The sequence below is a fragment of the Pseudomonas sp. Z18(2022) genome (genome assembly GCF_036346535.1).
GTDB lineage: Bacteria > Pseudomonadota > Gammaproteobacteria > Pseudomonadales > Pseudomonadaceae > Aquipseudomonas > Aquipseudomonas yamanorum_A.
In genome coordinates this window covers 280,464-303,756 of sequence record NZ_JAOTOA010000002.1, presented here as the reverse complement: position 1 = coordinate 303,756, position 23,293 = coordinate 280,464, and the positions used below count along the sequence as shown (strand labels likewise).

At 61.8% G+C, this 23,293-nt stretch carries 20 protein-coding genes and 1 pseudogene; 8 read left to right on the top strand and 13 right to left on the bottom strand.

Annotated elements, in window-relative coordinates; all coding sequences use genetic code 11:
- The 8 genes from hisI to V3W39_RS06670 all read left to right on the top strand — a co-directional run bounded on the left by hisI (position 1) and on the right by V3W39_RS06670 (position 7,249).
- The gene (hisI, locus tag V3W39_RS06705) at positions 1 to 393 is read left to right on the top strand and encodes a phosphoribosyl-AMP cyclohydrolase (RefSeq protein WP_010169173.1); all 393 of its coding nucleotides are present in this window, start codon (positions 1 to 3) and stop codon (positions 391 to 393) included.
- A 2-nt stretch (positions 394 to 395) separates the two neighbouring features.
- On the top strand, positions 396 to 728 hold the full coding sequence (locus V3W39_RS06700) for a phosphoribosyl-ATP diphosphatase (protein WP_003209299.1): 333 nt from the start codon (positions 396 to 398) through the stop codon (positions 726 to 728).
- Positions 729 to 753: 25 nt separating this feature from the next.
- Positions 754 to 1,032, top strand: coding sequence for a twin-arginine translocase TatA/TatE family subunit (locus V3W39_RS06695; RefSeq protein WP_017478213.1), 279 nt, complete (start codon positions 754 to 756; stop codon positions 1,030 to 1,032).
- Positions 1,033 to 1,042: 10 nt separating this feature from the next.
- Positions 1,043 to 1,489 (top strand): Sec-independent protein translocase protein TatB, encoded by a 447-nt coding sequence (gene tatB, locus V3W39_RS06690; protein WP_177041089.1) that lies wholly within the window; start codon positions 1,043 to 1,045, stop codon positions 1,487 to 1,489.
- A complete protein-coding gene (gene tatC, locus V3W39_RS06685; RefSeq protein WP_003209295.1) occupies positions 1,486 to 2,277 on the top strand; it encodes a twin-arginine translocase subunit TatC in 792 nt (263 codons plus the stop codon). Before tatB ends, tatC begins: the two co-directional genes overlap by 4 nt.
- Positions 2,274 to 2,981 (top strand): 16S rRNA (uracil(1498)-N(3))-methyltransferase, encoded by a 708-nt coding sequence (locus V3W39_RS06680; protein WP_177114293.1) that lies wholly within the window; start codon positions 2,274 to 2,276, stop codon positions 2,979 to 2,981. Before tatC ends, V3W39_RS06680 begins: the two co-directional genes overlap by 4 nt.
- Positions 2,982 to 3,254: 273 nt before the next feature.
- Positions 3,255 to 5,171 carry a methyl-accepting chemotaxis protein gene (locus V3W39_RS06675; RefSeq protein ID WP_330212397.1) on the top strand — a complete coding sequence of 639 codons (1,917 nt, stop codon included), beginning with the start codon at positions 3,255 to 3,257 and terminating at the stop codon, positions 5,169 to 5,171.
- A 170-nt stretch (positions 5,172 to 5,341) separates the two neighbouring features.
- Positions 5,342 to 7,249, top strand: a complete 1,908-nt coding sequence (locus V3W39_RS06670) for a HAMP domain-containing methyl-accepting chemotaxis protein (protein WP_330212396.1) — start codon at positions 5,342 to 5,344, stop codon at positions 7,247 to 7,249.
- Positions 7,250 to 7,405: 156 nt separating this feature from the next.
- Here V3W39_RS06670 and V3W39_RS06665 read toward each other — a convergent pair whose 3' ends face one another.
- The 13 genes and pseudogenes from V3W39_RS06665 to V3W39_RS06605 all read right to left on the bottom strand — a co-directional run bounded on the left by V3W39_RS06665 (position 7,406) and on the right by V3W39_RS06605 (position 23,134).
- Positions 7,406 to 8,140, bottom strand: coding sequence for an amino acid ABC transporter ATP-binding protein (locus V3W39_RS06665; RefSeq protein ID WP_177041081.1), 735 nt, complete (start codon positions 8,138 to 8,140; stop codon positions 7,406 to 7,408).
- Positions 8,133 to 9,092: an amino acid ABC transporter permease gene (locus V3W39_RS06660; protein ID WP_093202652.1), complete on the bottom strand. Its 960-nt coding sequence runs from the start codon at positions 9,090 to 9,092 to the stop codon at positions 8,133 to 8,135. Before V3W39_RS06660 ends, V3W39_RS06665 begins: the two co-directional genes overlap by 8 nt.
- 142 nt (positions 9,093 to 9,234) lie before the next feature.
- Entirely contained in the window at positions 9,235 to 10,032 is a 798-nt protein-coding gene (locus tag V3W39_RS06655; protein ID WP_010169158.1) for a transporter substrate-binding domain-containing protein, read from the bottom strand.
- A 219-nt stretch (positions 10,033 to 10,251) separates the two neighbouring features.
- Positions 10,252 to 11,055, bottom strand: a complete 804-nt coding sequence (locus V3W39_RS06650; protein ID WP_177076024.1) for a transporter substrate-binding domain-containing protein — start codon at positions 11,053 to 11,055, stop codon at positions 10,252 to 10,254.
- 220 nt (positions 11,056 to 11,275) lie between these two features.
- Positions 11,276 to 13,866, bottom strand: a pseudogene (mdoH, locus tag V3W39_RS06645) (glucans biosynthesis glucosyltransferase MdoH).
- Complete coding sequence (locus V3W39_RS06640; protein ID WP_310503510.1) at positions 13,859 to 15,610, bottom strand: glucan biosynthesis protein G; 1,752 nt, start codon at positions 15,608 to 15,610, stop codon at positions 13,859 to 13,861. The pseudogene mdoH and the gene V3W39_RS06640 overlap by 8 nt, the downstream one beginning before the upstream one ends.
- A gap of 267 nt (positions 15,611 to 15,877) precedes the next feature.
- Positions 15,878 to 16,315 carry a D-aminoacyl-tRNA deacylase gene (gene dtd, locus V3W39_RS06635; protein ID WP_017478202.1) on the bottom strand — a complete coding sequence of 146 codons (438 nt, stop codon included), beginning with the start codon at positions 16,313 to 16,315 and terminating at the stop codon, positions 15,878 to 15,880.
- Positions 16,312 to 17,283 (bottom strand): prolyl aminopeptidase, encoded by a 972-nt coding sequence (gene pip / locus V3W39_RS06630; protein ID WP_330212395.1) that lies wholly within the window; start codon positions 17,281 to 17,283, stop codon positions 16,312 to 16,314. Before pip ends, dtd begins: the two co-directional genes overlap by 4 nt.
- A 103-nt stretch (positions 17,284 to 17,386) precedes the next feature.
- On the bottom strand, positions 17,387 to 18,322 hold the full coding sequence (locus tag V3W39_RS06625) for an alpha/beta hydrolase (RefSeq protein WP_177076019.1): 936 nt from the start codon (positions 18,320 to 18,322) through the stop codon (positions 17,387 to 17,389).
- Between the two features lie 173 nt (positions 18,323 to 18,495).
- Positions 18,496 to 19,443, bottom strand: coding sequence for a choline ABC transporter substrate-binding protein (locus V3W39_RS06620; protein ID WP_177076017.1), 948 nt, complete (start codon positions 19,441 to 19,443; stop codon positions 18,496 to 18,498).
- Between the two features lie 249 nt (positions 19,444 to 19,692).
- Complete coding sequence (hutG, locus tag V3W39_RS06615) at positions 19,693 to 20,493, bottom strand: N-formylglutamate deformylase (protein ID WP_010169145.1); 801 nt, start codon at positions 20,491 to 20,493, stop codon at positions 19,693 to 19,695.
- Positions 20,494 to 20,504: 11 nt separating this feature from the next.
- Positions 20,505 to 21,710 (bottom strand): imidazolonepropionase, encoded by a 1,206-nt coding sequence (gene hutI, locus V3W39_RS06610; protein ID WP_330212394.1) that lies wholly within the window; start codon positions 21,708 to 21,710, stop codon positions 20,505 to 20,507.
- 17 nt (positions 21,711 to 21,727) lie between these two features.
- Positions 21,728 to 23,134 carry an amino acid permease gene (locus V3W39_RS06605; protein WP_294737743.1) on the bottom strand — a complete coding sequence of 469 codons (1,407 nt, stop codon included), beginning with the start codon at positions 23,132 to 23,134 and terminating at the stop codon, positions 21,728 to 21,730.
- Between the last annotated feature and the right edge of the window lie 159 nt (positions 23,135 to 23,293).

Genomic DNA, 23,293 nt, shown 5'->3' with positions numbered 1-23,293 from the left:
ATGAAAGACTGGCTGGACGAGATCAAGTGGGACAGTGACGGCCTGGTGCCGGCCATTGCCCAGGACTACAAGACCGGGCGCGTACTGATGATGGCCTGGATGAACCGCGAGGCCCTGAGCCTGACCGCCGCCGAGAACCGCGCCATTTACTGGTCACGTTCCCGTGGCAAACTGTGGCGCAAGGGCGAAGAGTCCGGGCACGTGCAAACCCTGCATGAGATGCGCATCGACTGCGACGCCGATGTGGTGATCCTCAAGGTCGAACAGATTGGCGACATCGCCTGTCACACCGGCCGTCACAGCTGCTTCTACCGCGTGTTTGAAAACGGCGAGTGGAAGACCGTCGAGCCCGTACTCAAAGATCCGCACGCTATCTATTCGGCAGGACACTGACCATGAGCGATACCCTCAACCGTGTGGCCCAGGTGCTGGAAGACCGCAAAGGCGCGGACGCTGACAGCTCTTATGTCGCCAGCCTGTACCACAAGGGTCTGAACAAGATTCTGGAAAAACTCGGCGAGGAATCCGTCGAGACGATTATTGCTGCCAAGGACGCGCAAATCAGCGGCGACTGCAGCGACGTGATCTACGAAACTGCCGACTTGTGGTTCCACAGTCTGGTCATGCTCGCCCAACTGGGGCAGCATCCACAGGCAGTGCTTGATGAACTGGACCGTCGCTTCGGCTTGTCCGGGCATGCCGAAAAGGCCTCGCGCCCGTCCGCCTGACCAACTTTTACAGAGGAATTGCAGCATGGGCATTTTTGACTGGAAACACTGGATCGTCATTCTTGTGGTCGTTGTGCTGGTGTTCGGCACCAAGAAACTGAAAAACCTCGGCACCGACGTCGGTGAATCGATCAAGGGCTTTCGCAAGGCCATGAACGACGACGAAAAGCCTGCCGACCCGGTCGTCAACCCGGTGCCACCGGCGCAGCCTGTGCACCCGCAGGCCACTCAGCCGATCACTGAACGTCGCACCTTCGACGTACAGGCCGAGCACGTCAAAGAGCAGAACCAAAAAGACTCGTGAGTACTGAATAATGTTTGGTATCAGCTTCTCTGAACTGCTGCTCGTCGGCCTCGTGGCCCTGCTGGTACTGGGGCCGGAACGCCTGCCCGGTGCCGCGCGCACGGCCGGCCTGTGGATCGGGCGCCTGAAACGCAGTTTCAACGCCATCAAACAGGAAGTTGAACGGGAAATCGGCGCCGACGAGATTCGCCGGCAACTGCACAACGAACACATTCTGTCGTTGGAGCAAGAGGCACGGAAGATTCTCTCGCCGGTACAGGAAACGCCCAAGCCGGTTGAACCTGTGGCCGAGCACTCGATTGCACCGGCTGCCGCGCCCGCGCCTGCACCGGTCGCTGACCCCGTGCACGCCGCCGAGCCTGCGCCCGCAGCGCCCGTGACCCCGACCGAACCCGCGCCGACGCCTGCCGTGTCGCCCGCGCCCCACGACCCTACATTGCCGCCGCGAGCCCCATGAGCGCTGATAAACCGGAAACCGACCAGCACATGCCACTGGTCTCGCACCTCACCGAGTTGCGCACCCGCCTGCTGCGCTGTGTCGCGGCGATCTTCATCATCTTTGCCGGACTGTTTGCCTTCACCCAGCAGATCTACACTTTCGTCTCCACGCCGCTGCGCAATTACTTGCCGGCCGGCGCGACGATGATCGCCACCGACGTGTCGTCGCCGTTCCTCACGCCGTTGAAGCTGACGATGATGGTCTCGCTGTTCCTGGCGATCCCGGTGATCCTGCATCAGATCTGGGGCTTTATTGCGCCGGGCCTGTACAAGCATGAAAAACGCATCGCCGTGCCGCTGCTGGTGTCGAGCATCCTGCTGTTCTACACCGGGATGGCCTTCGCCTACTTCCTGGTGTTCCCGCTGATCTTCAAATTCTTCGCCGCCGCCACCCCGGCCGGTGTGGAGATGATGACCGACATCACCAGCTACCTCGACTTCGTGATGACGCTGTTCTTCGCCTTTGGCGTAGCGTTCGAAATCCCGGTGGCCGTGGTGCTGCTGGTGTGGATCGGCGTGGTCGACGTCAAATACCTGAAGAAGATCCGCCCGTACGTGATCATCGGCTGCTTCGTGGTCGGCATGATCCTGACGCCGCCAGACATCTTCTCCCAAACGTTGCTGGCCGTGCCGATGTGGATGCTGTTCGAGATTGGCATCCTGTTTGGCAGCCTGGTGAGCAAGCGTGGCGATCACCCGGATGACCAACCCGCCGACGACGACCAGCCGCCAGCGACCCAGCCGTGAACCTGCTGCTGCTTGAGGAGGCCGACTTTATCGCGGCCGACCGGGTGGTGCTGCGTGATCGGCGCCTGGTGCATATGCAGGAAGTCCACCGTGCCGCGGTAGGCGACAGCCTGCGGGTCGGGCGCATTGGCGGGCTGATGGGCAATGCTCAGTTGCTGCGCCTGGAGTCTCAGGAAGCCGAACTGGCAGTGACCTTCGACCAGCCGCCGCCGGCCAAACTGCCCCTGACCCTGCTACTGGCCCTGCCCCGCCCGAAGATGCTGCGCCGGGTGCTGCAAACCGTGGCCTCCATGGGCGTGCCTCGGGTGGTGCTGGTGAACAGCTACCGCGTGGAAAAGAGCTTCTGGCAGACGCCCTTCCTGGAGCCGGAAGCGATTCGCGAACAACTGATCCTTGGCCTGGAACAATCCCGGGACACCGTGCTGCCCGAGATCGTGATCGAAAAGCGCTTCAAACCGTTCGTCGAAGACCGCCTGCCGGCGCTGGCGCAAGGCACCCTCGGCCTGATTGGCCACCCAGGTGACTATCCACCCTGCCCTCGCGGTCTGGATGAGCCGGTGACGCTGGCCATCGGGCCGGAAGGCGGCTGGATTCCCTATGAAGTGGATCTGCTGGCCAAGGCCGGGTTGCAGCCAGTGCAACTGGGGGCTCGCATCCTGAGGGTCGAAACCGCTGTTACCGCGCTGCTCTCAAGACTCTTCTAAATCCCAATGTGGCGAGGGAGCTTGCTGTGGTGGGGGAGCTTGCTGTGGCGAGGGAGCTTGCTCCCGCTGGAGTGCGCAGCGCTCCCAGGATTTTGGGGCCGCTACGCAGCCCAGCGGGAGCAAGCTCCCTCGCCACAGCAAGCTCCCTCGCCACTAAAGCCCCCTCACCACAACAAGCTCCCTCACCACAAACGCCATCCCGCCTACAGAATCCAATGTCCCTGCCGATAGCCTCTGAATAAGTCCAAGCCTTGTTCCAGGGGAGTTCGCAGCATGTATCGTTGGTTAGCCGAGAAACTGGGGAATGTAAGCGTCAACCGCAAGCTGGGCATAGGCTTCGGCCTGGTATTGATCCTGACCCTGCTGATCACCTTTACCGGCTGGACCGGCCTGAGTGGCGTGATCAGCCGCGGCGACAAGCTGGGCTATATTTCCAGCCTCAACGGGCTGACCAAGGACCTGCGCCTGGCGCGCCTGGACTTCGAAATGCGCCGTGGCGAACAAGGCACCGGCGCGGTCAACGACTTGATCACACAACTGGACACCGGCCTGAAAACCGCCGCAGAGCTGATCGAGCAACCCGACGACAAGCTCCTCGTGGAGCAACAACAGGACGCCCTGGGCCAATACAAAAAAGCCTTTGGCACCATGGTCCAGGCCGGCCTCAAGCGTGAAGGCGCCCGCAGCAAGCTGGGCGATACCGCCGACAACGCCGTGGCAAAAACCAACGAAGTGGAAAAATCCCTGCTGCAAGGCGACAGCGTCACCCTGTTCAACAGCGTGGTCGACCTGAGCAAACTGATCCAGCAGGCGCGCTTCCAGGTGCGTGGCTACACCTACAGCGGCAAGGTCGAAGCCGAACAGCCAGCCCTGGACGCCATCGACAACGCCCTGAAAAAAATCACCGACCTCAACGGCCAGTTGCCCGAGCAATACCAGGCCAACCTGCAGGAGGCCAGCGTATCACTGCAGGCCTACCGCTCTGCCGTCAGCCAATACCGCGATTCCCAGGTGGCTACCGCTGCCGCGACGAAAATCATGGCCGAGCAAGGCGATATCCTGCTCGACCGCAGCAATAAACTCACCCTCTCGCAAACCGTGGTGCGTGACACCGACACCGCCCACGCCAAGGAACTCTTGCTGCTTGCCACCGCCCTGGCACTGGCCTTCGGCATACTCGCCGCCTGGGCCATCACCCGGCAGATTGTTATCCCGCTGAGCCAGACCCTCAAAGTCGCCGAGCGGGTAGCGGCCGGTGACCTCAGCCACAATTTGATCTCCGAACGCCGCGATGAGCTGGGCCAACTGCAGCGGTCCATGCAAAGCATGACCGTAGGCCTGCGGGAACTGATCGGCGGTATCAGCGACGGCGTCACCCAGATCGCCAGCGCCGCCGAACAACTGTCGGCCGTCACCGAGCAGACCAGCGCCGGGGTCAACAGCCAGAAGGTCGAGACCGACCAGGTGGCCACCGCCATGAACGAAATGGCCGCCACCGTGCAGGAAGTCGCCCGCAACGCCGAAGAAGCCTCCGAGGCGGCCGTAGCCGCCGACCAGCAGGCCCGCGAAGGCGACAAGGTGGTGGGTGAAGCCATCGCCCAGATCGAGCGCCTGGCCAGCGAGGTGGGCAACTCCACCGAAGCCATGGGCCATCTCAAGCGCGAGAGCGACAAGATTGGCAGCGTGCTGGACGTGATCAAGTCCGTGGCCCAGCAAACCAACCTGCTGGCCCTCAACGCGGCGATTGAAGCCGCCCGTGCCGGTGAAGCCGGGCGCGGTTTTGCGGTGGTCGCCGATGAAGTGCGCAGCCTCGCCCAGCGCACGCAGAAGTCCACCGAGGAAATCGAAGAGCTGATCGTCGGCCTGCAAAGTGGCACCCAGCAAGTGGCGACCATCATGGACAACAGCCGCAACCTCACCGACAGCAGCGTCGAGCTGACCCGCCGGGCCGGCAACGCCCTGGAGAACATCACCCGCACCGTTTCGACGATCCAGGCGATGAACCAGCAGATCGCCACCGCGGCCGAACAACAAAGTGCCGTGGCTGAAGAGATCAACCGCAGCGTGCTTAACGTGCGGGATGTTTCCGAGCAGACCTCGGCGGCCAGCGAAGAGACGGCAGCGTCCAGCGCTGAACTGGCACGGCTGGGGATTTACCTGCAAACCCTGGTAGGCCGCTTCAAGGTCTGACCCGCGCGCGGCGGCCATCAGGGCCGCCGCCACGACAACTTGTGAAATTTCCTACACGCTTTTCAGGTCGTGGATTACACACCTGGCGCCGAATAACAGTAGCGTTTCAACGCCCCCTGACCTCTTCAGCCGGACGCTCGAAACGCTCCTTTTATTCGTTGGAGGTCCACATGCTTCGTCCACTGACCCGCCTGCTTGGAAACATCAGCATCAGCGTCAAACTTGCCCTGGGCTTTGGCCTGGTGCTTAGCCTCAGCCTCATCATCGCGGCAACGGGCTGGCAAGCCTTGAACGCCTCACTCAATCGCTCACAAAAGCTCACGACCCTCTCGCAATTAGCCGTTGTCGGTGAAGAGCTGCGTGCTGATCGCATTGTCTATCGCACGCTCAACGACCCCGCCAGCCTGTCCAAGATCGAGCAGCACATGGACAAGATCGACCAGTTTCTGGTGGATCTTTCCCCACGATTTACCGACCTGATCAATCAGCAGCAGTTGCAGGAAAGCCGACGCTTTGTCACCAGCTTCAAAACGGCCCTCAGCGGCCTGGAGGGGCTGACCAAACAACGCGAGAACGCCCGCGAACAGCTCAAGCGCAGCTCAGTCCAGAGCAGTGACACCCTCTCTGAACTGTCCAGCAACCTGCCCAATCAGGACGACGAAAAGGCCCTCGACGCCGTAGAACAATTGCGCCGGGCCATGGAGCAAGCCGAGGACCGCGCCCAAAGCCCCGCTTGGGCCGCCGCGTCACTGGACGCCTATGCCAACGGCCTGAATGATGCGCTGCTGGCGCTGGATGGCGCTCAAGCGGCTGTAAGCGCGCTACCGGTTGATGCCAGCGCCCTTAGAACCGCACTGCTCGGCTTTCGGACTCACCTGACACGCCTCAAGGAGGCCCAAGTGACCACCGAAACCACCCAGAACCAGCTTGAGCGATGGGTGGATCAGTTACTCAAGCAAAGCGACCTGTTGAGCCAGGACCAAACCACCAAACGTGACACGGAGGCCGGCCTCGCCCGTACCCTGCTGCTCAACGTCAGCGCGCTGGCGCTGTTGCTCGGCATCGTGGCCGCCTGGCTGATCGCCCGCCAGATCGTCGCGCCGCTGCGCCAGGCCCTCCACGTGGCCAACCGGATTGCCGAAGGTGACCTGAGCCACGACATCCAGACCTCACGTCAGGATGAACTGGGGCAGTTGCAGCGCAGCATCGGGCAAATGACCCTCAACCTGCGGGGCTTGATCAGCGGCATCGGCGACAGCGCCCAACAGATCGCCAGTGCCGCCGAACAACTGTCTGCCGTCACCGAACAGACCCGCGCCGGGGTCGATGGGCAGAAACAGGAAACGGAACAGGTGGCCACTGCGATGAACGAAATGCTCGCCACCTCCCAGGAAGTCGCGCGCCATGCCGAGCAAGCTTCACTGGCCGCTGCCGAGGCAGACCAACAGGCGGGCCAGGGTGATCAGGTGGTCGCCGAGGCCATTACCCAGATTGAGCAGCTGGCTCAGGAGATGCTCCGTTCAAGCCAGGCCATGCAAGGGTTGCAACAGGAGAGCCGGAAGATCGGCAGCGTACTGGAGGTGATCAAGTCAGTCTCGGAGCAGACCAATCTCCTGGCCCTCAACGCAGCGATCGAAGCGGCCCGCGCCGGCGAGGCCGGCCGAGGGTTTGCCGTGGTCGCCGATGAAGTGCGCAGCCTGGCGCAACGTACCCAGCAATCGGCCGAGGAAATCGAGGAACTGATCAGCGGCCTGCACCGAGGTACGCAGCAGGTTGCGGACATCATGGACAGCAGCCGCAGCCTCACCGACAACAGCGTGCAACTGACCCGTCGCGCAGGCGATGCCTTGGCCGGTATCACCCGGACCGTGTCGGTTATCCAGGAGATGAACCCACAGATTGCCGCCGCTGCCGAAGAGCAGACCGCAGTGGCAGAGGAGATCAACCGCAGTGTGCTGAAGGTCAAGGATGTGTCGGAACAGACCTCGGCCGCGAGCCAGGAGACGGCGGCGGCCAGTGTCGAACTGGCGCGCCTGGGCGCGGATTTGCAGGTGTGGGTGGGCAAGTTCAAGGTCTGAAGAAGCCCGCTGCCGACTGTGGGGAGGGTGCTTGCTGTGGCGAGGGAGCTTGCTCCCGCTGGAGTGCGCAGCGCTCCCGGCTTTTTGGGGCCGCTACGCAGCCCAGCGGGAGCAAGCTCCCTCGCCACAGCAAGCTCCCTCGCCACAAGAAGCGTTTTACAGAACTTGACGCAGGAAGGCTTGGGCCCGGGGGTCCTTCGGCGAATCGAAGAATTGCGCCGGAGCGGCGTCTTCCAGGAGTTTGCCGTGATCGAAGAACAGCACCCGATCAGCCACTTCCCGGGCAAAACCCATTTCATGGGTGACGCAGACCATGGTCATGCCTTCCAGGGCCAGGGTCTTCATCACGTCCAGCACTTCGCCGACCATTTCCGGGTCAAGCGCCGAGGTGGGCTCGTCAAACAGCATCACCTTGGGCTCCATCGCCAGCGCACGGGCAATCGCCACGCGCTGCTGCTGGCCACCGGAAAGCCGCGACGGAAATTCGTTGGCTTTCTGCGCGATGCCGACCTTTTCCAGGAGCGCCAGGGCCTTGGCCTCGCGCTCTTTCTTGCCGCGCTTGCGCACGACTTTTTGCGCCAGGCAGAGGTTTTCCAGCACGGTCATGTGAGGGAACAGGTTGAAGTGCTGGAACACCATGCCGACTTCCCGGCGATAAGCGTTCACGTCGGTCTTCGGGTCTGCCAGTTGCAGGCCGTCAATGCTCACCGAGCCGGAATCGAACTCTTCCAGGCCGTTAAGGCAACGCAGGAACGTCGACTTGCCGGAGCCGGACGGGCCGATCACCACCAGCACTTCACCCTTGGCCACCTGCGTGGTCACGTTATCCACCGCGCGGACTACGTGGCCACGGGTGTCGAAGACTTTTACCAGATCGCGGACTTCAATCACTTTGCGCGAGCCTCCGCTCAAGCCGGCTGGCGATTTTCGACAGCGGCAGGTTGATCAGCAGGTACAGGCCTGCCACGCAGAACAGAATTTCAAACGGCGAGAACGAGGTGGTGATGACCTCGCGGCCGCTTTTCAGCAGTTCGGTAATCGCGATCACCGACACCAGGGACGTGTCCTTCACCAGGCTGATAAATTGCCCGGCCAGCGGCGGCAACACGCGCTTGAAGGCCTGCGGCAACACCACATGGCGCATCGACTGGCCGGCACTGAGCCCCAAAGAACGTGCCGCTTCATTCTGGCCACGGGCAATCGACTGCACGCCGGCACGAATGATTTCCGCCACATAGGCGCCGGTAAACAGCGACAGCGCGGCGATCCCGGCGAACTCCCGGGACAGGTTGAGCACGGTGCCGATAAAGAAATAGAAAATGAAGATCTGCACCAATAGCGGCGTACCGCGTACCAGTTCGACGTAGATCGTCGACAGATCGCGCAAAGTCGGGTTATTCGACAAGCGACACAACCCGGTCGCCAGGCCGATCAACAGGCCCAGCACCCCGGAAACCACCGATAGCCACAACGTGGTCCACAAGCCCCACAACAACGGGCCCGCCGCCCAATGCCGGGTGACGCCGATCACATCGCCCTCGGCCACGTCATCGTCCTTGGCCACTTGCAGGCTGTTCTCGGCCACGGTCAGGTGCTGCTCGTTGCCCTCACCGTTACGCAGGGTGACTTCAGCTACATCGCCCTTGCGCACCAGTTCGCTGACGGTGGAAATGTCCGACGCCCGCTGGGACTCTTCTGCCTGGTAGACGAAGTACTGCGGAACACGGTTCCAGCGCCATTCGTAGGACATCAGCGAGGTGGCGTAATACAACGCGCCGGCCAGGCCGACCAGCACCAGCACCGTCAGCAGGTGCCAGGGCCATTGGGCTTTTTTCTGTTTCATTATTTAACATCCATCAGGGGCGGGATGTACCCCGTATGTGGCGAGGGAGCTTGCTCCCGTTGGGCTGCGTAGCAGCCCCAAAAAAGGCGGGAGCGCTACGCACTCCAGCGGGAGCAAGCTCCCTCGCCACACAAGCCAAGCGTTATTCCATGTCCTTGAGCCACTCGGAGCTCTTGAACCACTTGTCATGGATGCGATCGTAGGTGCCGTCGTTGCGGATCTGGTGCAGGAAGTTGTTGATGAAGTTGATGCTGTCGTAGTCGCCCTTCTTCAGGCCGAACGCCAGGGGCTCGAAGGTGAACGGCTGGTCGAGGAATACCAGCTTGCCATTGCCGACCTTGTTCACCGCCACCACGTTGTACGGCGCGTCGTAGACAAAGGCGTCGGCCTTGCCGTTGACCACGTCGAGCACGGCTTCCTGCTCGTTGTCGTAGCCGTGGTACTTGGCCTTGGAGATCAGCTTCTTGGCCACCATCTCGCCGGTGGTGCCGAGCTTGGAGGTCAGGCGGTACTTCTCGTCGTTCAGGTCTTTGTAGGACTTGATGGTGCCTTCCAGCTCCTTGCGAATCAGCAGGGTCTGGCCGACCACGATGAACGGTTCGCTGAAGTTCAGGCGCAGGTTGCGTTCCTGGGTCAGGGTCATGCCGCTGCCGATCATGTCGAACTTGTTGGTCAGCAGGGCCGGGATGATGCCGTCGTAGCCGGTGGAGATCGGCTCGAACTTGACGCCCATGGACTTGGCCATGGCCTTGAGGATGTCAACTTCAAAGCCGATGATTTCACCGCGCTTGTTGGTCATCTGGAACGGCATGTAGGTCGGGTCCATGCCGACTTTCAACGTGCCGCGCTTGACCGCATCATCGATGGCGCCGGCGTGGGCCGCGTTGACCGCCACCAGTGCGGTGACGCCTAGCAGCAGCATCGAAAGATACTTTTTCATCATCAAGTCCCCTGAACCCATTTTATGGTGAGATCGGCGCGCAAAAGGGCTGCACCATTTCGGGGTGCGATCCTAACTCACTCCCCGCCCGGTACAAAGGTTTCACCGGGATTTGTTGCCAAGGGATGACAGAAAAGCCCCACAACGGTGCAGGGAACCCTGCCGCTAGACATGTCAACGCACAGGCCAGCCAATTGATTGATGTGTAAGCAGTTATGACTACCAGCCCACCTCCGTCATCCAGTCCGTGTCTTTGAACCACTTGTCATGCAGCCGATCGTAGGTGCCGTCCTGCGCCACCTGATTGAGGAAATGATTGATCCAGTTGAGGCTGTCGTAATCGCCCTTTTTCACCCCGAACGCCAACGGCTCGTAGGTGAAGGGTTGTTCCAGCGCCAACAGCGTGCGGTTCTGGGGCTTGGTGATGGCGATCAGGTTGTACGGCGCGTCATGGATAAAGGCGTCCGCCTTGCCCTCCACCACCTGGCGCACCCCTTCTTCAGGGGTCGGAAAACTGTGCAACCGGGCAGCGTCGAGAAACCTCTTCGCCGCCGCCTCGCCCGTGGTGCCTTCGGCCGCCGCGATCCGGTAGCCGGCTTCGTTCAAGTCTTCGATGCTGTGGACCTGCTCGGCCAGCCGCGGATGCAGCAGCACGGTCTGGCCGACGATGATGAAGGAATCGCTGAAATTGAGTGTCAGGTTGCGCTCCTGGGTGACCGTCATGCCGCTACCGATCAGGTCGAACCGGCTGGCCAGCAGGCCGGGTATCAGGTCGGTATAGGGCACTGAGACCAACTCCAGCTTCACCCCCAGCGCCTTGCTCATCTCCCGCAGCAGGTCAATTTCAAAGCCGACGATGCGGCCCTTCTTGTCGGTCATCTCGAAGGGCACGTAGGCCGGGTTGGTGCCAACTTTCAGCACACCGCGGCGAACGGCTTCGTCTATTGCCCCGGCATGCGCCAGGTAACCATGGGAAAACGTGACGATGCCGAGCAACAGCATCGATAAATACCTTTTGATCATGAAACGCCCCTGTTCCGTTAAACACTCCCACTCCCAGCCACGCACAAGTTCGCGTAAACCAGGGGCTTCGAGTCAGATTTTGGGGGCGATGCTAACCCACTCACAGGCACGGCAATACGCCTTGGTGAAGGGTCTTTTGTTTCGAAATAACAAGGAGTTAGCGCGGAAGAACAGAGGGGAAAAACAACGTAGGACGGTTGCCAAAAACGCCCCCGAGGCGTTACCTCGGGGGCGTCCGAATCAGGCCGGTTGAACCTGGGACGACAGTGGTTTCAATGGCAGCAACGGCGCATGCGGATCAGCCTTGACCGATGCCCGCCAGGCGTTGAGCCATTCGGCGTGACCTTCGCTCCAGACCTGCTCGTGCAAACGAGCCAGGGCGACCGGGTCGCTGAGCAAGGCCAGGCGTTCGCCGTTGTTGAGGCCGGCAGGGCCGACTTTCAGCGCATGACGAACACGCTCGGCGCGCAGCCATTCGATCGGCTCCGCCTGCCCGTGACGGGACGTCGCGAGGGCACACGCCAGGGCGTTTTGCTGAGGATCGACCACCGCCCGCACAAAGCCGTCGTTCAGCGCATGCCAACGGTTTTCGTGGGTGTATTTGTCGGTCGACAACAGCGCCTGGGGCGGATTGTATTCCTCGGGGATCAGGAACAGGCTCTCGTCACGGGACTTGAGGCCCAGCTTGACCCGGCTGGAAATCACCGACACCGGAATCGACAGCATCAGCGAACCCACGATCGGCACCAGCCACCACAGGAAGCTTGGGTTCAACCACACCACCAGCAGTGCCCAGAAGAAGCCGAGCAAGGTCTGCGGACCGTGGCGCTTGACCGCCTCGCTCCAGGGCGTGGAGTCGTCGTCACGCTGTGGCGAGTTCCAGGTCGCAGCCCAGCCGAGGAACGCGGCGAGTACGAAACGGGTGTGGAAGATCATCCGCACCGGCGCCAGCAACATGGAGAACAGCATCTCCAGCAGCATCGACAAGGTCACCTTGAACTTGCCGCCGAACTCTTTCGCGCCCTTGGCCCAGATCAGGATGATGCTCAGCAGTTTAGGCAGGAACAGCAGCACGATGGTGGTGGAGAACAGCGCCACCGCCTTGTCCGGATGCCATTGCGGCCACAGCGGGTACAACTGGCGTGGCGCCATGAAGTACTGCGGCTCCATCAGGGTGTTGACCGCCAGCAAGGCCGTCGACAGCACCAGGAAGAAGAACCACAACGGCGCCGACAGGTACGACATCACGCCGGTCAGGAACACCGCACGGTGCACCGGGTGCATGCCTTTTACCAGGAACAGGCGGAAGTTCATCAGGTTACCGTGGCACCAGCGACGGTCACGCTTGAGTTCGTCCAGCAGGTTCGGCGGCAGTTCTTCGTAGCTGCCCGGCAAGTCGTAGGCAATCCACACGCCCCAGCCGGCACGGCGCATCAGCGCCGCTTCAACGAAGTCGTGAGAGAGGATCGCACCGGCAAAAGCGCCTTTACCCGGCAACGGCGCCAGGGCGCAGTGCTCGATAAACGGCTTCATGCGGATGATCGCGTTGTGGCCCCAGTAGTGGGATTCACCCAGCTGCCAGAAGTGCAGGCCGGCGGTAAACAGCGGGCCGTACACACGGGTGGCGAACTGCTGCATGCGCGCATACAGGGTGTCCATGCCCGACGCACGCGGCGCGGTCTGGATAATCCCGGCATCCGGCGTGGCTTCCATCAGGCGTACCAGGCTGGTCAGGCATTCGCCGCTCATTACGCTGTCAGCGTCGAGGACCACCATGTACTTGTAGTCACCGCCCCAGCGACGGCAGAAGTCGTCGAGGTTGCCGCTCTTGCGTTTGACGCGACGGCGACGGCGGCGATAGAAGATCTTGCCGAAGCCACCGGCGTCGCGGCACACGTCGAGCCAGGCTTGCTGCTCGGCGATGCAGATATCGGCCTCGTTACTGTCGCTGAGGACGAAGAAGTCGAAACGGTCCAGGTCACCGGTGGCGGCTACCGATTCGAACGTTGCGCGCAGGCCGGCAAATACCCGGGGCACGTCTTCGTTGCAGATCGGCATTACCAGCGCGGTGCGGGCGTCTTTCGGAATCGGCTCGTCACCGGCACTTTTGCCGGAGATACGGTATTTATCGTGACCGGTCAGCAGTTCCAGGAAGCCCATCAGCGCGGTCCAGAAACCGGCCGAGACCCAGCAGAACAGAATCCCGAACAGTACCAGGATGCTGGTTTGCAGGGCGTAAGGCAGTACCTGGGTAGCGGTTTGCAGCAGGGTCTGGTTGCGGATCTCGTCAAAGTCGACGAAGGACCAGCCCTGGTACGGCATGATGCCTTTCATGTACCAGCCTGCGACGATCGTCTGGCCGAGCATCAGCACCAGCAGGATATAGCGACGGATCGAACCGACGGTGCGCCAGCGCGCAGCCGGCAACACGCGCTCATCCTTCGGCGGTGCCGGAGGGTTGGTGCGACCGGTCAGGCGGCGCCAACCACGCACCAGGATATTGGTGCGCCACGGCTCAGGCACGACCTTGGTCCGACGAATCGGCGGTGTAGCCTTGAGGCAGACCCGGCCGCTGGCATCGAGCGCCAGCATTTCGGCGTCTTGCAGCTCTTCGGCGGTGTTGAGGGTCAGCCGCGCACCTACCGACGTTTGGGCAGCGTCGGCCGGCGCATCGAACGTGGACGACGACAGGCGCTTGTGCAAATCACTGAAGGACTCGCAGCCCGCCAGTTCGGCGCGCTGCTCATCGGTCATCGGTAGATGCGCCAGGTACTCGGCAAGAGTCTCTGGCTGGACTTGGGAATTACTCATCGGCAGGCAACTGATAGCTCCAGGTTTCGGTCAGGACTTGCTCTGTCTTGGCCTGATCCTGGGTAGGGAGTGGTGTGGCTGGGGCAGCCGCTTCCGGCTGCTTGGCGTCCTTGTCCTTGGCGTCTTTCTTGGCCGCTTTCTCGTGTTGCTTGGCCAGGACCTTGTCGGCTTTAAGCACTTGGGTCGAAACCTTCTCCGGCTCAGGTGTCACGATATCCTGGACCAGGGCAGCACGCATTTCGGTCGGCTTGCCTGCGTCCTTGATCTTCATGCGCAGGGTCAGGCGCCAGCCTTGGGTGTGCGGGTTGTAGCGCACGCTGTTTTCAACGATTTCGGCGTTGTCGCCCACGCTGACCTGGCTGCGAACCGGTGCATCCGGTGCGAGTTTCTTCAGGGACGGGCCCTCGAAGTCCACCAGGTAAGCCACGCTGCCGTCTGGCTGGCGGATCAGGTTGGATTGCTTGACGTCGCCGGTGGAACGCAGGGTCTGCTTGACCCAGGCGCTTTCAGGCGAATGGAACTCGGCGTCTTTCAACGTCCAGTGCAGGCGGTAGGCGACGTCCAGCGGCTTGCCTGGCTCCGGCAGTTTTTCCGGGCTCCAGAAGGCAACGATGTTGTCGTTGGTCTCATCGGCGGTCGGAATCTCTACCAGGTCGACGGAACCCTTGCCCCAGTCGCCATCAGGCTCGATCCAGGCGCTTGGGCGCTTGTCGTAGTTGTCGTCGAGGTCTTCGTAGTGGCTGAAGTTGCGACCGCGTTGCAGCAGGCCGAAACCACGCGGGTTTTCCACGGTGAAGTTGCTGACCGACAGGTGTTTCGGGTTGTTCAGTGGGCGCCAGATCCACTCGCCGTTGCCGGCATGGATCGACAGGCCGCTGGAATCATGCAGCTCGCGACGGTAGTTGAGGACCTTGGACGGCTGGTTGGCACCGAACAGGAACATGCTGGTCAGCGGGGCGATGCCCAGCTTGGTGACCTTGTCACGCAGGTACATCTGGGATTTGACGTCGACGATGGTGTCGGTGCCAGGGCGCAGGATCAGGCGATAGGCGCCTGTGGCCCGTGGCGAATCCAGCAGGGCGTAGATCACCAGCTGTTTCTCACCCGGCTTTGGACGCTCGATCCAGAACTCGGTGAAACGCGGGAATTCTTCGCCGGACGGCAACGCAGTGTCGATCGCCATACCGCGGGCAGACAGGCCGTAGACCTGGTCTTTACCCACGACGCGGAAATAGCTGGCGCCGAGCATGGTCATGATTTCGTCTTGCTTGTCGCCCTTGTTGATCGGGTACAGCACACGGAAACCGGCATAACCCAGCTGTTCGGTGGACTTGGGATCGAACTTGACGTCGCCGAAATCGAAGCGGGACGGGTCGTACTTGATTTCCTGGACGCTGTCGGCGGTGACTTCGTTGATTTTCACCGGTGTATCAAAGTGCATACCCTGGTGATAGAAGGACAGCTTGAACGGGGTGTTCTGATCGGCCCACTCGGCTTTTTCGTTGCGGAAACGAATTTTCTGGTAATCAGCGAATTTCATTTCGCGGAATTCGTTCGGCAAATTGCTGCGCGGAGCTTCGTATTTCTGCCCGGCCAGCTCTTTTGCCTTGGCCGACACATCATCCAGACTGAATGCCCACAGTTGACCCGCGCCGAACAGGCAAAACAGGGCAGAGCCCGTTACCAGTGCGTTTCGTAACCGTTTGGCAGACAATTTTGGTGCATTACAGGGACTAACAATCACGAGCAACCCTCGCCGAAAACAGATCAAAAAACCAACGGCCAGCTATCTATATGCCAGGTTGGCGAGCATTGTTCCGACTCCCATGGGGCTAAATGATTCCCCACTGGCGATCGGACAAGTCTCTACCTAAGTCAAAAATGGACCAATTTACGCTGATCCCCGTAGCGCGCGATTATCTAGTAGCCCGCGTGACAACGCATCAGGGTCAGCGAAGTATTTGTAGCGAAAACCCGGTTTTTTGGGCATTACAAGTCGTTTTCAGTACATTCACGTCTGTAACAGGAAGGTGACCGGCCCGTCATTGACCAAATGCACCTGCATATCAGCGCCAAAACGCCCCGCCGCTACCGTGCCATGCAATTGTTGCGCTTGTAACAGCAGGTAGTCGAAAAGTGCTTCGCCCAACGCCGGCGGTGCCGCCGTGGAGAAGCTGGGACGCAAGCCGCTCTTGGTGTCTGCCGCCAGGGTGAACTGCGACACCAGCAGCAACCCGCCGCCAATGTCTTTCAAGGACAGGTTCATCTTGCCCTCGTCGTCGCTGAACACCCGATAGTTAAGCAGCTTATGCAGCAGCTTGTCGGCGCAGGCTTGGGTATCTGACGGTTCGACAGCCACCAGCACCAGCAAACCCTGGTCGATGGCCCCCACTACTTGCCCTTCTACCTCGACCCGGGCGCCGCGCACCCGTTGCAAAAGCCCCTTCATGCTTCTTCAGGCGGCAGATCAAGCAGGCGCCGTGCCATTTCACTCGCCGCACGCACCAGCGCATCGGCGATGCCGGGTTCGGCAGCCGCATGGCCGGCCTCGCGGATGATCTGCAGCTCACTGTTGGGCCACGCCTGGTGCAGCTCCCAGGCGTTATCCAGCGGGCAGATCATATCGTAGCGGCCATGCACGATGACGCCAGGCAGATGGGCGATCTTGTGCATGTCGCGGATCAGTTGGTCTGGCTCAAGGAACGAGTTGTTGGTGAAGTAGTGGCATTCGATACGGGCAATCGACAGGGCGCGCTGGGGCTCGGAGAAACGCTCGATCAACTGCGGGTTCGGGCACAGGCCCAACATGCGGCCTTCCCACGTGGACCAGGCCTTGGCGGCGTGCATCTGGGCGATCTGGTCGTTGCCGGTCAGGCGCTTGTGGTAGGCGCCGAGCAGGTCGTGGCGCTCCTCCACAGGGATGGGCGCGAGGTAGTCCTGCCAGTAATCGGGGAACAGTCGGCTGGCGCCCGCCTGGTAAAACCACTGAATGTCCTGGGGGCGGGCCAGGAAAATGCCTCGCACGATCAGACCATGTACCCGTTCTGGATGGGTTTGCGCATAGGCCAGGGCCAGGGTCGAGCCCCAGGAGCCGCCGAACAGCACCCATTTTTCGATACCCAGGTGCTCGCGAATCCGCTCAAGGTCGGCCACCAGGTCCCAGGTGGTGTTGTTTTCCAGGCTGGCCCGCGGGGTGGAGCGCCCGCAGCCGCGCTGATCAAAAGTAACAATTCGGTACAGATTCGGATCGAAAAAGCAGCGGCTATTGGCGTCACACCCGGCGCCAGGGCCGCCGTGGATGAACACAACGGGCAAGCCTTCCGGGGAACCGCTTTCGTCGACGTACAGGACGTGGGTTTCGTCGACGGCCAGATCGTGCCGGGCGTAGGGTTTGATCTGCGGGTACAAAGTCTGCATTGCGCGCTCCGTAAGGGGTCGAGTTCATCCCTGGGGGGACGTCTATTATTCTGCCGTCTGGCATCATAAACCCGAATTGTGCAATGAGCATGTCCTGACGGACTTAGACCTGTGTCAGCAGAACACCACGCAGGTAATCCAGCAGATAAGCGTACAGCCGGTCGACCTCCGCGACCTGGCCTCGGGCGCGCAGGCAACCGTGGATCAGGCCTTTGCCGGGATACAGCGTGGCCGCCACCCCGGCCGCTTGCAGGCGCTCGGCGTAGAGCATGCCGTCGTCCCGCAGCGGGTCGAACTGGGCGACGGCGATCAAAGCCTGCGGCAGCCCGCTGAAATCCGCCGCCAGCAATGGCATGGCGTAGGGCGACGGTTTGCCTGGCCCACGCAGGTACAGCGCCAGGTAACACTCGGTGTCGGCCGTGCTGAGCAGTGGCGCGTCGACGCAGTCGCGGCGGGACGGCAAGTCGGCGGGGCCGCCCAGGCCGGGGTAGATCAGGATTTGCGCCAGGGGCTGCGGTTGATGGTCATCCCGCAGGCCCAGGCACAAGGCAGCCGCCAGGTTACCGCCCGCACTGTCACCGGCCACCACCAGACGTTGAAGGTTGATGTGACAAGGCGCTTCACCCGCCTGAATCGCCCGCCAGACCGCGCGGCAATCGTCGAAGGCGGCCGGGAACGGATGTTCGGGGGCCAGCCGATAATCAATGGCGATCACCAGCACCTGCAGAGCGTCGGCCAGCTCACAGCAGATAAAGTCGTGGGAATCCAGGCCACCCACCACCCAGCCACCACCGTGCATATAAAGGATGCATGGCCAGCCGGCATCGGGCGCGGGTGTCGTGGGTTGATAAATGCGTATGCCCACGCCACCGAGGGAACCGTCTGACACCTGCAACCCTTCCGGCCGCGCCGGGGTGAATGCCTGGCACATGCGGTCATAGCCTTGGCGCAATCCAGCCAGCGATGTGTCATCGCTGGTGAAGGATTCGGTTTTTTCGACGAAGGCGCACATTGGCGCGGAAATCGGGTAGTGGGACATGAAGGTGATCGTCCTGATAGGAAGACTCAAAGCACACCACAAGACAAATGTGGGAGCTGGCTTGCCTGCGATAGCGGTGTGTCAACCAACGCCATCGTCGACTGATACACCGCCATCGCGGGCAAGCCCGGCTCCCACATTGGCTCTCTGTTGTTTGATCTATCGTGTTCGCATCAGGGTTTCAGGCTGGCCTGTACCGCCGCTACGCCGTCTTTGCCATCCAAAGTCGTCACACCTGCCAGCCAGCGCTGCAGGTCCTCGGGGTTATCCCGCAACCACTGTTTGGCCACATCCTGCGGCGTCTTGCGGTCCATGATCGGTACCATCAACTGGCTCTCCTGGGCCGCGGTGTAGGTCAGGTTTTCCAGCAGGCGTGTCACGTTGGGGCAACGCTCGGCGTAATCCGGCGCCGTCACCGTGGAGACCGTGGCCATGCCCTCGTTGGCACCGAACACGTCTTCACTGCCGGTGAGGTAAGCCATTTTCATGTTGATGTTCATCGGGTGCGGGGTCCAGCCGACGAACACCACGAACTCCTTGCGATTCACCGCCCGCTGCACCGCGGCCAGCATGCCCGCTTCACCGGACGCCACCAGCTTGAAGCCGCCGAGGCCGAAGCGGTTGCTGTCGATCATTTTCTGGATATCGGTATTGGCGCCGCTGCCCGGCTCGATGCCGTAGATCTTGCCGCCCAGCTTGTCCTTGAAGCGGGCAATGTCGGCAAAGGTTTTCAGGCCGGCATCGGCGACGTACTGCGGCACTGCCAGGGTGGCCTGGGCGTCGGCCAGGCTCGGCTTATCGAACACCTTGACCTGATTGGCCGCGAGGAACGGCGCGATGTTGTTGTCCATCGCCGGCTTCCAGTAGCCGAGGAAGATATCCAGGCGCTTGTCACGGATGCCGGCAAAGATGATTTGCTGCACGGCGCTGGTTTGCTTGCTGTCATAGCCCAGGCCATTGAGCAGCACGTCGGCCATGCCGCTGGTGGCGATCACGTCAGTCCAGCTGACCACGCCCATGCGTACGACCTTGCAGGAGGCCGGGTCGGCGGCCATGGCATTCGCACTGATCAGTGCGGCGCCGGTGAGAATCAACAGACAACGGTTGAACAGTCTTTTCATCGATGCGGTCTCACTCGGCAGTTTTTATTGTGGGGATGGCGTCTGACGCGCCGTGCCCCACACCTTACCCAGCGAGACCTCGATAAAAGCGAACTGTGGCGACAGGGATTTGCACACAGACGACTTGGGAGGTGTGTTGCTGTTGAGGGCCTCTTCGCAGGCAAGCCAGCTCCCACGTTTGAATGTGTTTGCAATTCAAAAGGTGGGAGCCGGGCTTGCCCGCGATGGCTATCTCAGCTGCGCAACCAATCACCGATAGTGCTTCTGCCCCCAGGCCAGGAACCCTTCCAGCAACTCCTTCAATACCACCCGAGTCGGCTCGGCCAGGTCGGCGCGATAGCGGAACGGCTCAAACTCTTCCATGTACGTGCACTGCCCCAACTCCAGCTGCACCGCGTGGATATTCTCCGCCGGGTTGCCGTAGTGCCGGGTGATATGCCCACCCTTGAAGCGCCCGTTGAGCACATGGCTGTACTGCGGGTGACCGGCGCAGATGGCTTCCAGCTGGCTGGCCAGTTGCGGGTCGCAGGCTGCGCCATTGAAAGTGCCGAGGTTGAAGTCCGGCAGCTTGCCTTCGAACAGGTGCGGGATCACCGAGCGGATCGAGTGCGCATCAAACAACAATGCATAGCCGAACTCGGCCTTGAGCCGGGCCAGCTCGTTTTGCAGGGTGCGGTGATACGGCGTCCACACCTGCTCCAGGTACGTGGCGCGTTCGGCCTTGGACGGTTCCAGGCCTTCGCGGAACAGCGGCACACCGTCAAACAGCGTCGCCGGGTACAGGCCGGTGGTGGCGCCGACGTACAGCGGCTTGTCGTCTGATGGCCGGTTCAGGTCGATGACAAAGCGCGAATACTCGGCCGCCAGGGTGCTGGCGCCCAGTGCTTCGGCAAAGTCATACAGCGTGGGGATGTGCCAGTCGGTGTCCGGCAGGCTTTGCGCCTCGGGGATCAGCCCGGCTTGCACCGCCGGCGTCAGGCGCAGGCCCGCGTGGGGCATGCTGATCAGCAGCGGCACACGGCCTTGTTTGAAGTTCAGAACCTTATCCACAGCAGTACTCCTTAAACGGTGACATCGGCGCCGTGGCGCACGACGCGTTTATCCAGCTCGCCACCCAGCCAGTAGGCCAGGTCGGCAGGGCGATCGATCTGCCAGGCGACAAAGTCCGCGACCTTGCCCACTTCCAGCGAGCCGTGGCTGTCGCCCAGGCCCAGGGCGGTGGCCGCGTGTTGCGTGGCGCCGGCCAGGGCTTCTTCCGGGGTCATGCGGAACAGGGTGCAGGCCATGTTCAGCATCAGGCGCACCGACAACGCCGGCGAGGTGCCCGGGTTGAGGTCGCTGGCGATGGCGATCTTCACGCCGTGCTTGCGCAGGGCGTCCATCGGCGGCAGCTGGGTTTCCCGCAGGAAGTAGAACGCCCCCGGCAGCAACACCGCGACGGTGCCGGAAGCGGCCATGGCGATGGCGTCTTCCTCGGTCATGAATTCCAGATGGTCCGCCGACAACGCCTGATAGCGCGCTGCCAGGCTGGAGCCGTGCAGGGACGACAACTGTTCGGCGTGCAGTTTTACCGGCAAGCCGAGTTTCTGGGCGGCGATGAACACACGCTCCACCTGCTCCGGCGAAAACGCCAGGTATTCACAGAAGGCGTCGACCGCATCCACCAGGCCTTCCGCCGCCAGTGCCGGCAGCATCTCGGTGCAGATGTGGTCGATGTAGGCGTCGGCGCGGTCCACGTACTCCGGCGGCAACGCATGGGCCGCCAGGCAGGTGCTGCGCACACTGACCGGCAACTCGGCGCCGAGGCGACGGATCACCCGCAGGATCTTGCGCTCGCTGGCCAGGTCCAGGCCGTAGCCGGACTTGATCTCGACGGTGGTCACACCGTCGCGCAGCAAACTGCGCAGGCGCTTGTGGCCGCTGGCAAACAGCTCATCTTCGGTCGCCGCGCGCGTGGCGCGTACGGTGCTGGCAATACCGCCACCGGCGGCGGCGATCTCGGCGTAGCTCACGCCTTGCAGCCGCTGCTCGAACTCGCCGCTGCGATTGCCACCGAACACCGTGTGAGTGTGGCAGTCGATCAGCCCGGGGGTGACCCACGCACCTTGCAGGTCATGGGTGGTTGCGTAGTCCGCCTTCGGCAGATCGACGCGCGGGCCGATCCACTCGATGAGCGTGCCCGAGGTAACGATGGCGGCATCCTCGATGATCGAGTAGTTGCCCTGGGCCATGGTTGCAACGTGGCAGTGTTGCCAAAGCGTTTTCATTCAACACCTGCGTTAGGTTATCGGTGAGACAAAGCCGGGTCGTAGTGGACCTTGGCCGTTTGCCCGGCGGCGGGCTTGACCCACAGCAGGTAGGCAACGATCAGCAGGACGATCCACACGGCGCCGACCATTAGGGCGGCCTGGGTGTCCGGGAAGTAACCCAGCACGCCGAAGATAAACAGCATGAACACGATGGCGGCCGCTGGCGCATAGGGCCAGAACGGCACCGGGAATTTCAGCTCGGCGATCTGCTCCTGGGTCATCGCGCGACGCATCGCCACCTGGGTGACCAGGATCATCAGCCACACCCACACAGTGGCAAAGGTCGCAATCGAGGCGATCACCAGGAACACGTTTTCCGGGATCAGGTAGTTGAGCACCACGCCGCCCAGCAACGCAGCACCCATCACCACCACGGTCATCCACGGCACGCCCTGTTTCGACAGCTGGGCAAAGCCCTTGGGCGCCTGCCCTTGCTGGGCCAGGCCGTACATCATGCGGCCGGCGCCGAAGATGTCGCTGTTGATGGCCGAGACGGCAGCGGAGATCACCACGATGTTGAGGATGGTCGCTGCCGAGCCTATCCCCAGGTTGCTGAAGATCTGCACGAACGGACTGCCCTGGCTGCCGATCTGCGGCCACGGGTAGATCGCCATCAGCACAAACAACGTCAGCACGTAGAACAGCAGGATACGCAGGGGCACCGCGTTGATCGCCTTGGGAATCACGCGCTGCGGGTCCTTGGCTTCGCCGGCGGTGATGCCGATGATTTCGATGCCGCCAAAGGCGAACATCACCACCGCGAAGGACGCAATCAAGCCGCCCACGCCGTTGGGCATGAAGCCGCCGTGGGCCCACAGGTTACTGAGGCCGGTAGCCGGCGCGTCGCCCGCCGAGTGAATGCCGAACAGCATGATGCCGAAGCCACCAAGGATCATCGCGACGATGGCGCCGACCTTGAGCAGCGACAGCCAGAACTCCATTTCGCCAAAGACTTTGACGTTGCACAGGTTCAGGCCGCCGATCAGCAACACGATGCCCAGCACCCAGACCCAGCGCGCGACTTCGGGAAACCAGAAGCCCATGTAGATGCCGAAGGCGGTCACGTCGGCGAGGCAGACGATGATCATTTCAAAGGCGTAGGTCCAGCCGAGGATAAAGCCGGCCATCGGGCCCAGGTAGGTGCTGGCGTACTGGCCGAAGGAGCCGGACACCGGGTTGTGCACGGCCATTTCGCCGAGGGCGCGCATCACCATGAACACGGCGGCGCCACCGATCAGGTAGGCCAGCAGTACAGCGGGGCCGGCCATCTGGATGGCGGAGGCAGAGCCGTAAAACAGCCCGGTACCGATCGCGGAACCGAGGGCCATGAAGCGAATATGTCGGGCTGAGAGCCCGCGTTTCAAACCTTGTTCCTGGTGCATTTCTCGTCCTTAATTATTTTTATCCTGAGAAAATTCGAATCTGCAGAAGATCAATGTGGGAGCTGTCGAGCCTTGGCGAGGCTGCGATAGCGGTGGGTCAGGCTACGAAAATGTTGCCTGTGCCGGCGCCATCGCAGCCTCGCCAAGGCTCGACAGCTC

Excerpts from the sequence above, each read along its gene's own strand:
- hisI (WP_010169173.1), top strand. The coding sequence starts at position 1 with ATGAAAGACTGGCTGGACGAGATCAAGTGGGACAGTGACGGCCTGGTG.
- V3W39_RS06700 (WP_003209299.1), top strand. The coding sequence starts at position 396 with ATGAGCGATACCCTCAACCGTGTGGCCCAGGTGCTGGAAGACCGCAAA.
- V3W39_RS06695 (WP_017478213.1), top strand. The coding sequence starts at position 754 with ATGGGCATTTTTGACTGGAAACACTGGATCGTCATTCTTGTGGTCGTT.
- tatB (WP_177041089.1), top strand. The coding sequence starts at position 1,043 with ATGTTTGGTATCAGCTTCTCTGAACTGCTGCTCGTCGGCCTCGTGGCC.
- tatC (WP_003209295.1), top strand. The coding sequence starts at position 1,486 with ATGAGCGCTGATAAACCGGAAACCGACCAGCACATGCCACTGGTCTCG.
- V3W39_RS06675 (WP_330212397.1), top strand. The coding sequence starts at position 3,255 with ATGTATCGTTGGTTAGCCGAGAAACTGGGGAATGTAAGCGTCAACCGC.
- V3W39_RS06670 (WP_330212396.1), top strand. The coding sequence starts at position 5,342 with ATGCTTCGTCCACTGACCCGCCTGCTTGGAAACATCAGCATCAGCGTC.
- V3W39_RS06660 (WP_093202652.1), bottom strand. The coding sequence starts at position 9,092 with ATGAAACAGAAAAAAGCCCAATGGCCCTGGCACCTGCTGACGGTGCTG.
- V3W39_RS06655 (WP_010169158.1), bottom strand. The coding sequence starts at position 10,032 with ATGAAAAAGTATCTTTCGATGCTGCTGCTAGGCGTCACCGCACTGGTG.
- V3W39_RS06650 (WP_177076024.1), bottom strand. The coding sequence starts at position 11,055 with ATGATCAAAAGGTATTTATCGATGCTGTTGCTCGGCATCGTCACGTTT.
- dtd (WP_017478202.1), bottom strand. The coding sequence starts at position 16,315 with ATGAAGGGGCTTTTGCAACGGGTGCGCGGCGCCCGGGTCGAGGTAGAA.
- pip (WP_330212395.1), bottom strand. The coding sequence starts at position 17,283 with ATGCAGACTTTGTACCCGCAGATCAAACCCTACGCCCGGCACGATCTG.
- V3W39_RS06625 (WP_177076019.1), bottom strand. The coding sequence starts at position 18,322 with ATGTCCCACTACCCGATTTCCGCGCCAATGTGCGCCTTCGTCGAAAAA.
- V3W39_RS06620 (WP_177076017.1), bottom strand. The coding sequence starts at position 19,443 with ATGAAAAGACTGTTCAACCGTTGTCTGTTGATTCTCACCGGCGCCGCA.
- hutI (WP_330212394.1), bottom strand. The coding sequence starts at position 21,710 with ATGAAAACGCTTTGGCAACACTGCCACGTTGCAACCATGGCCCAGGGC.
- V3W39_RS06605 (WP_294737743.1), bottom strand. The coding sequence starts at position 23,134 with ATGCACCAGGAACAAGGTTTGAAACGCGGGCTCTCAGCCCGACATATT.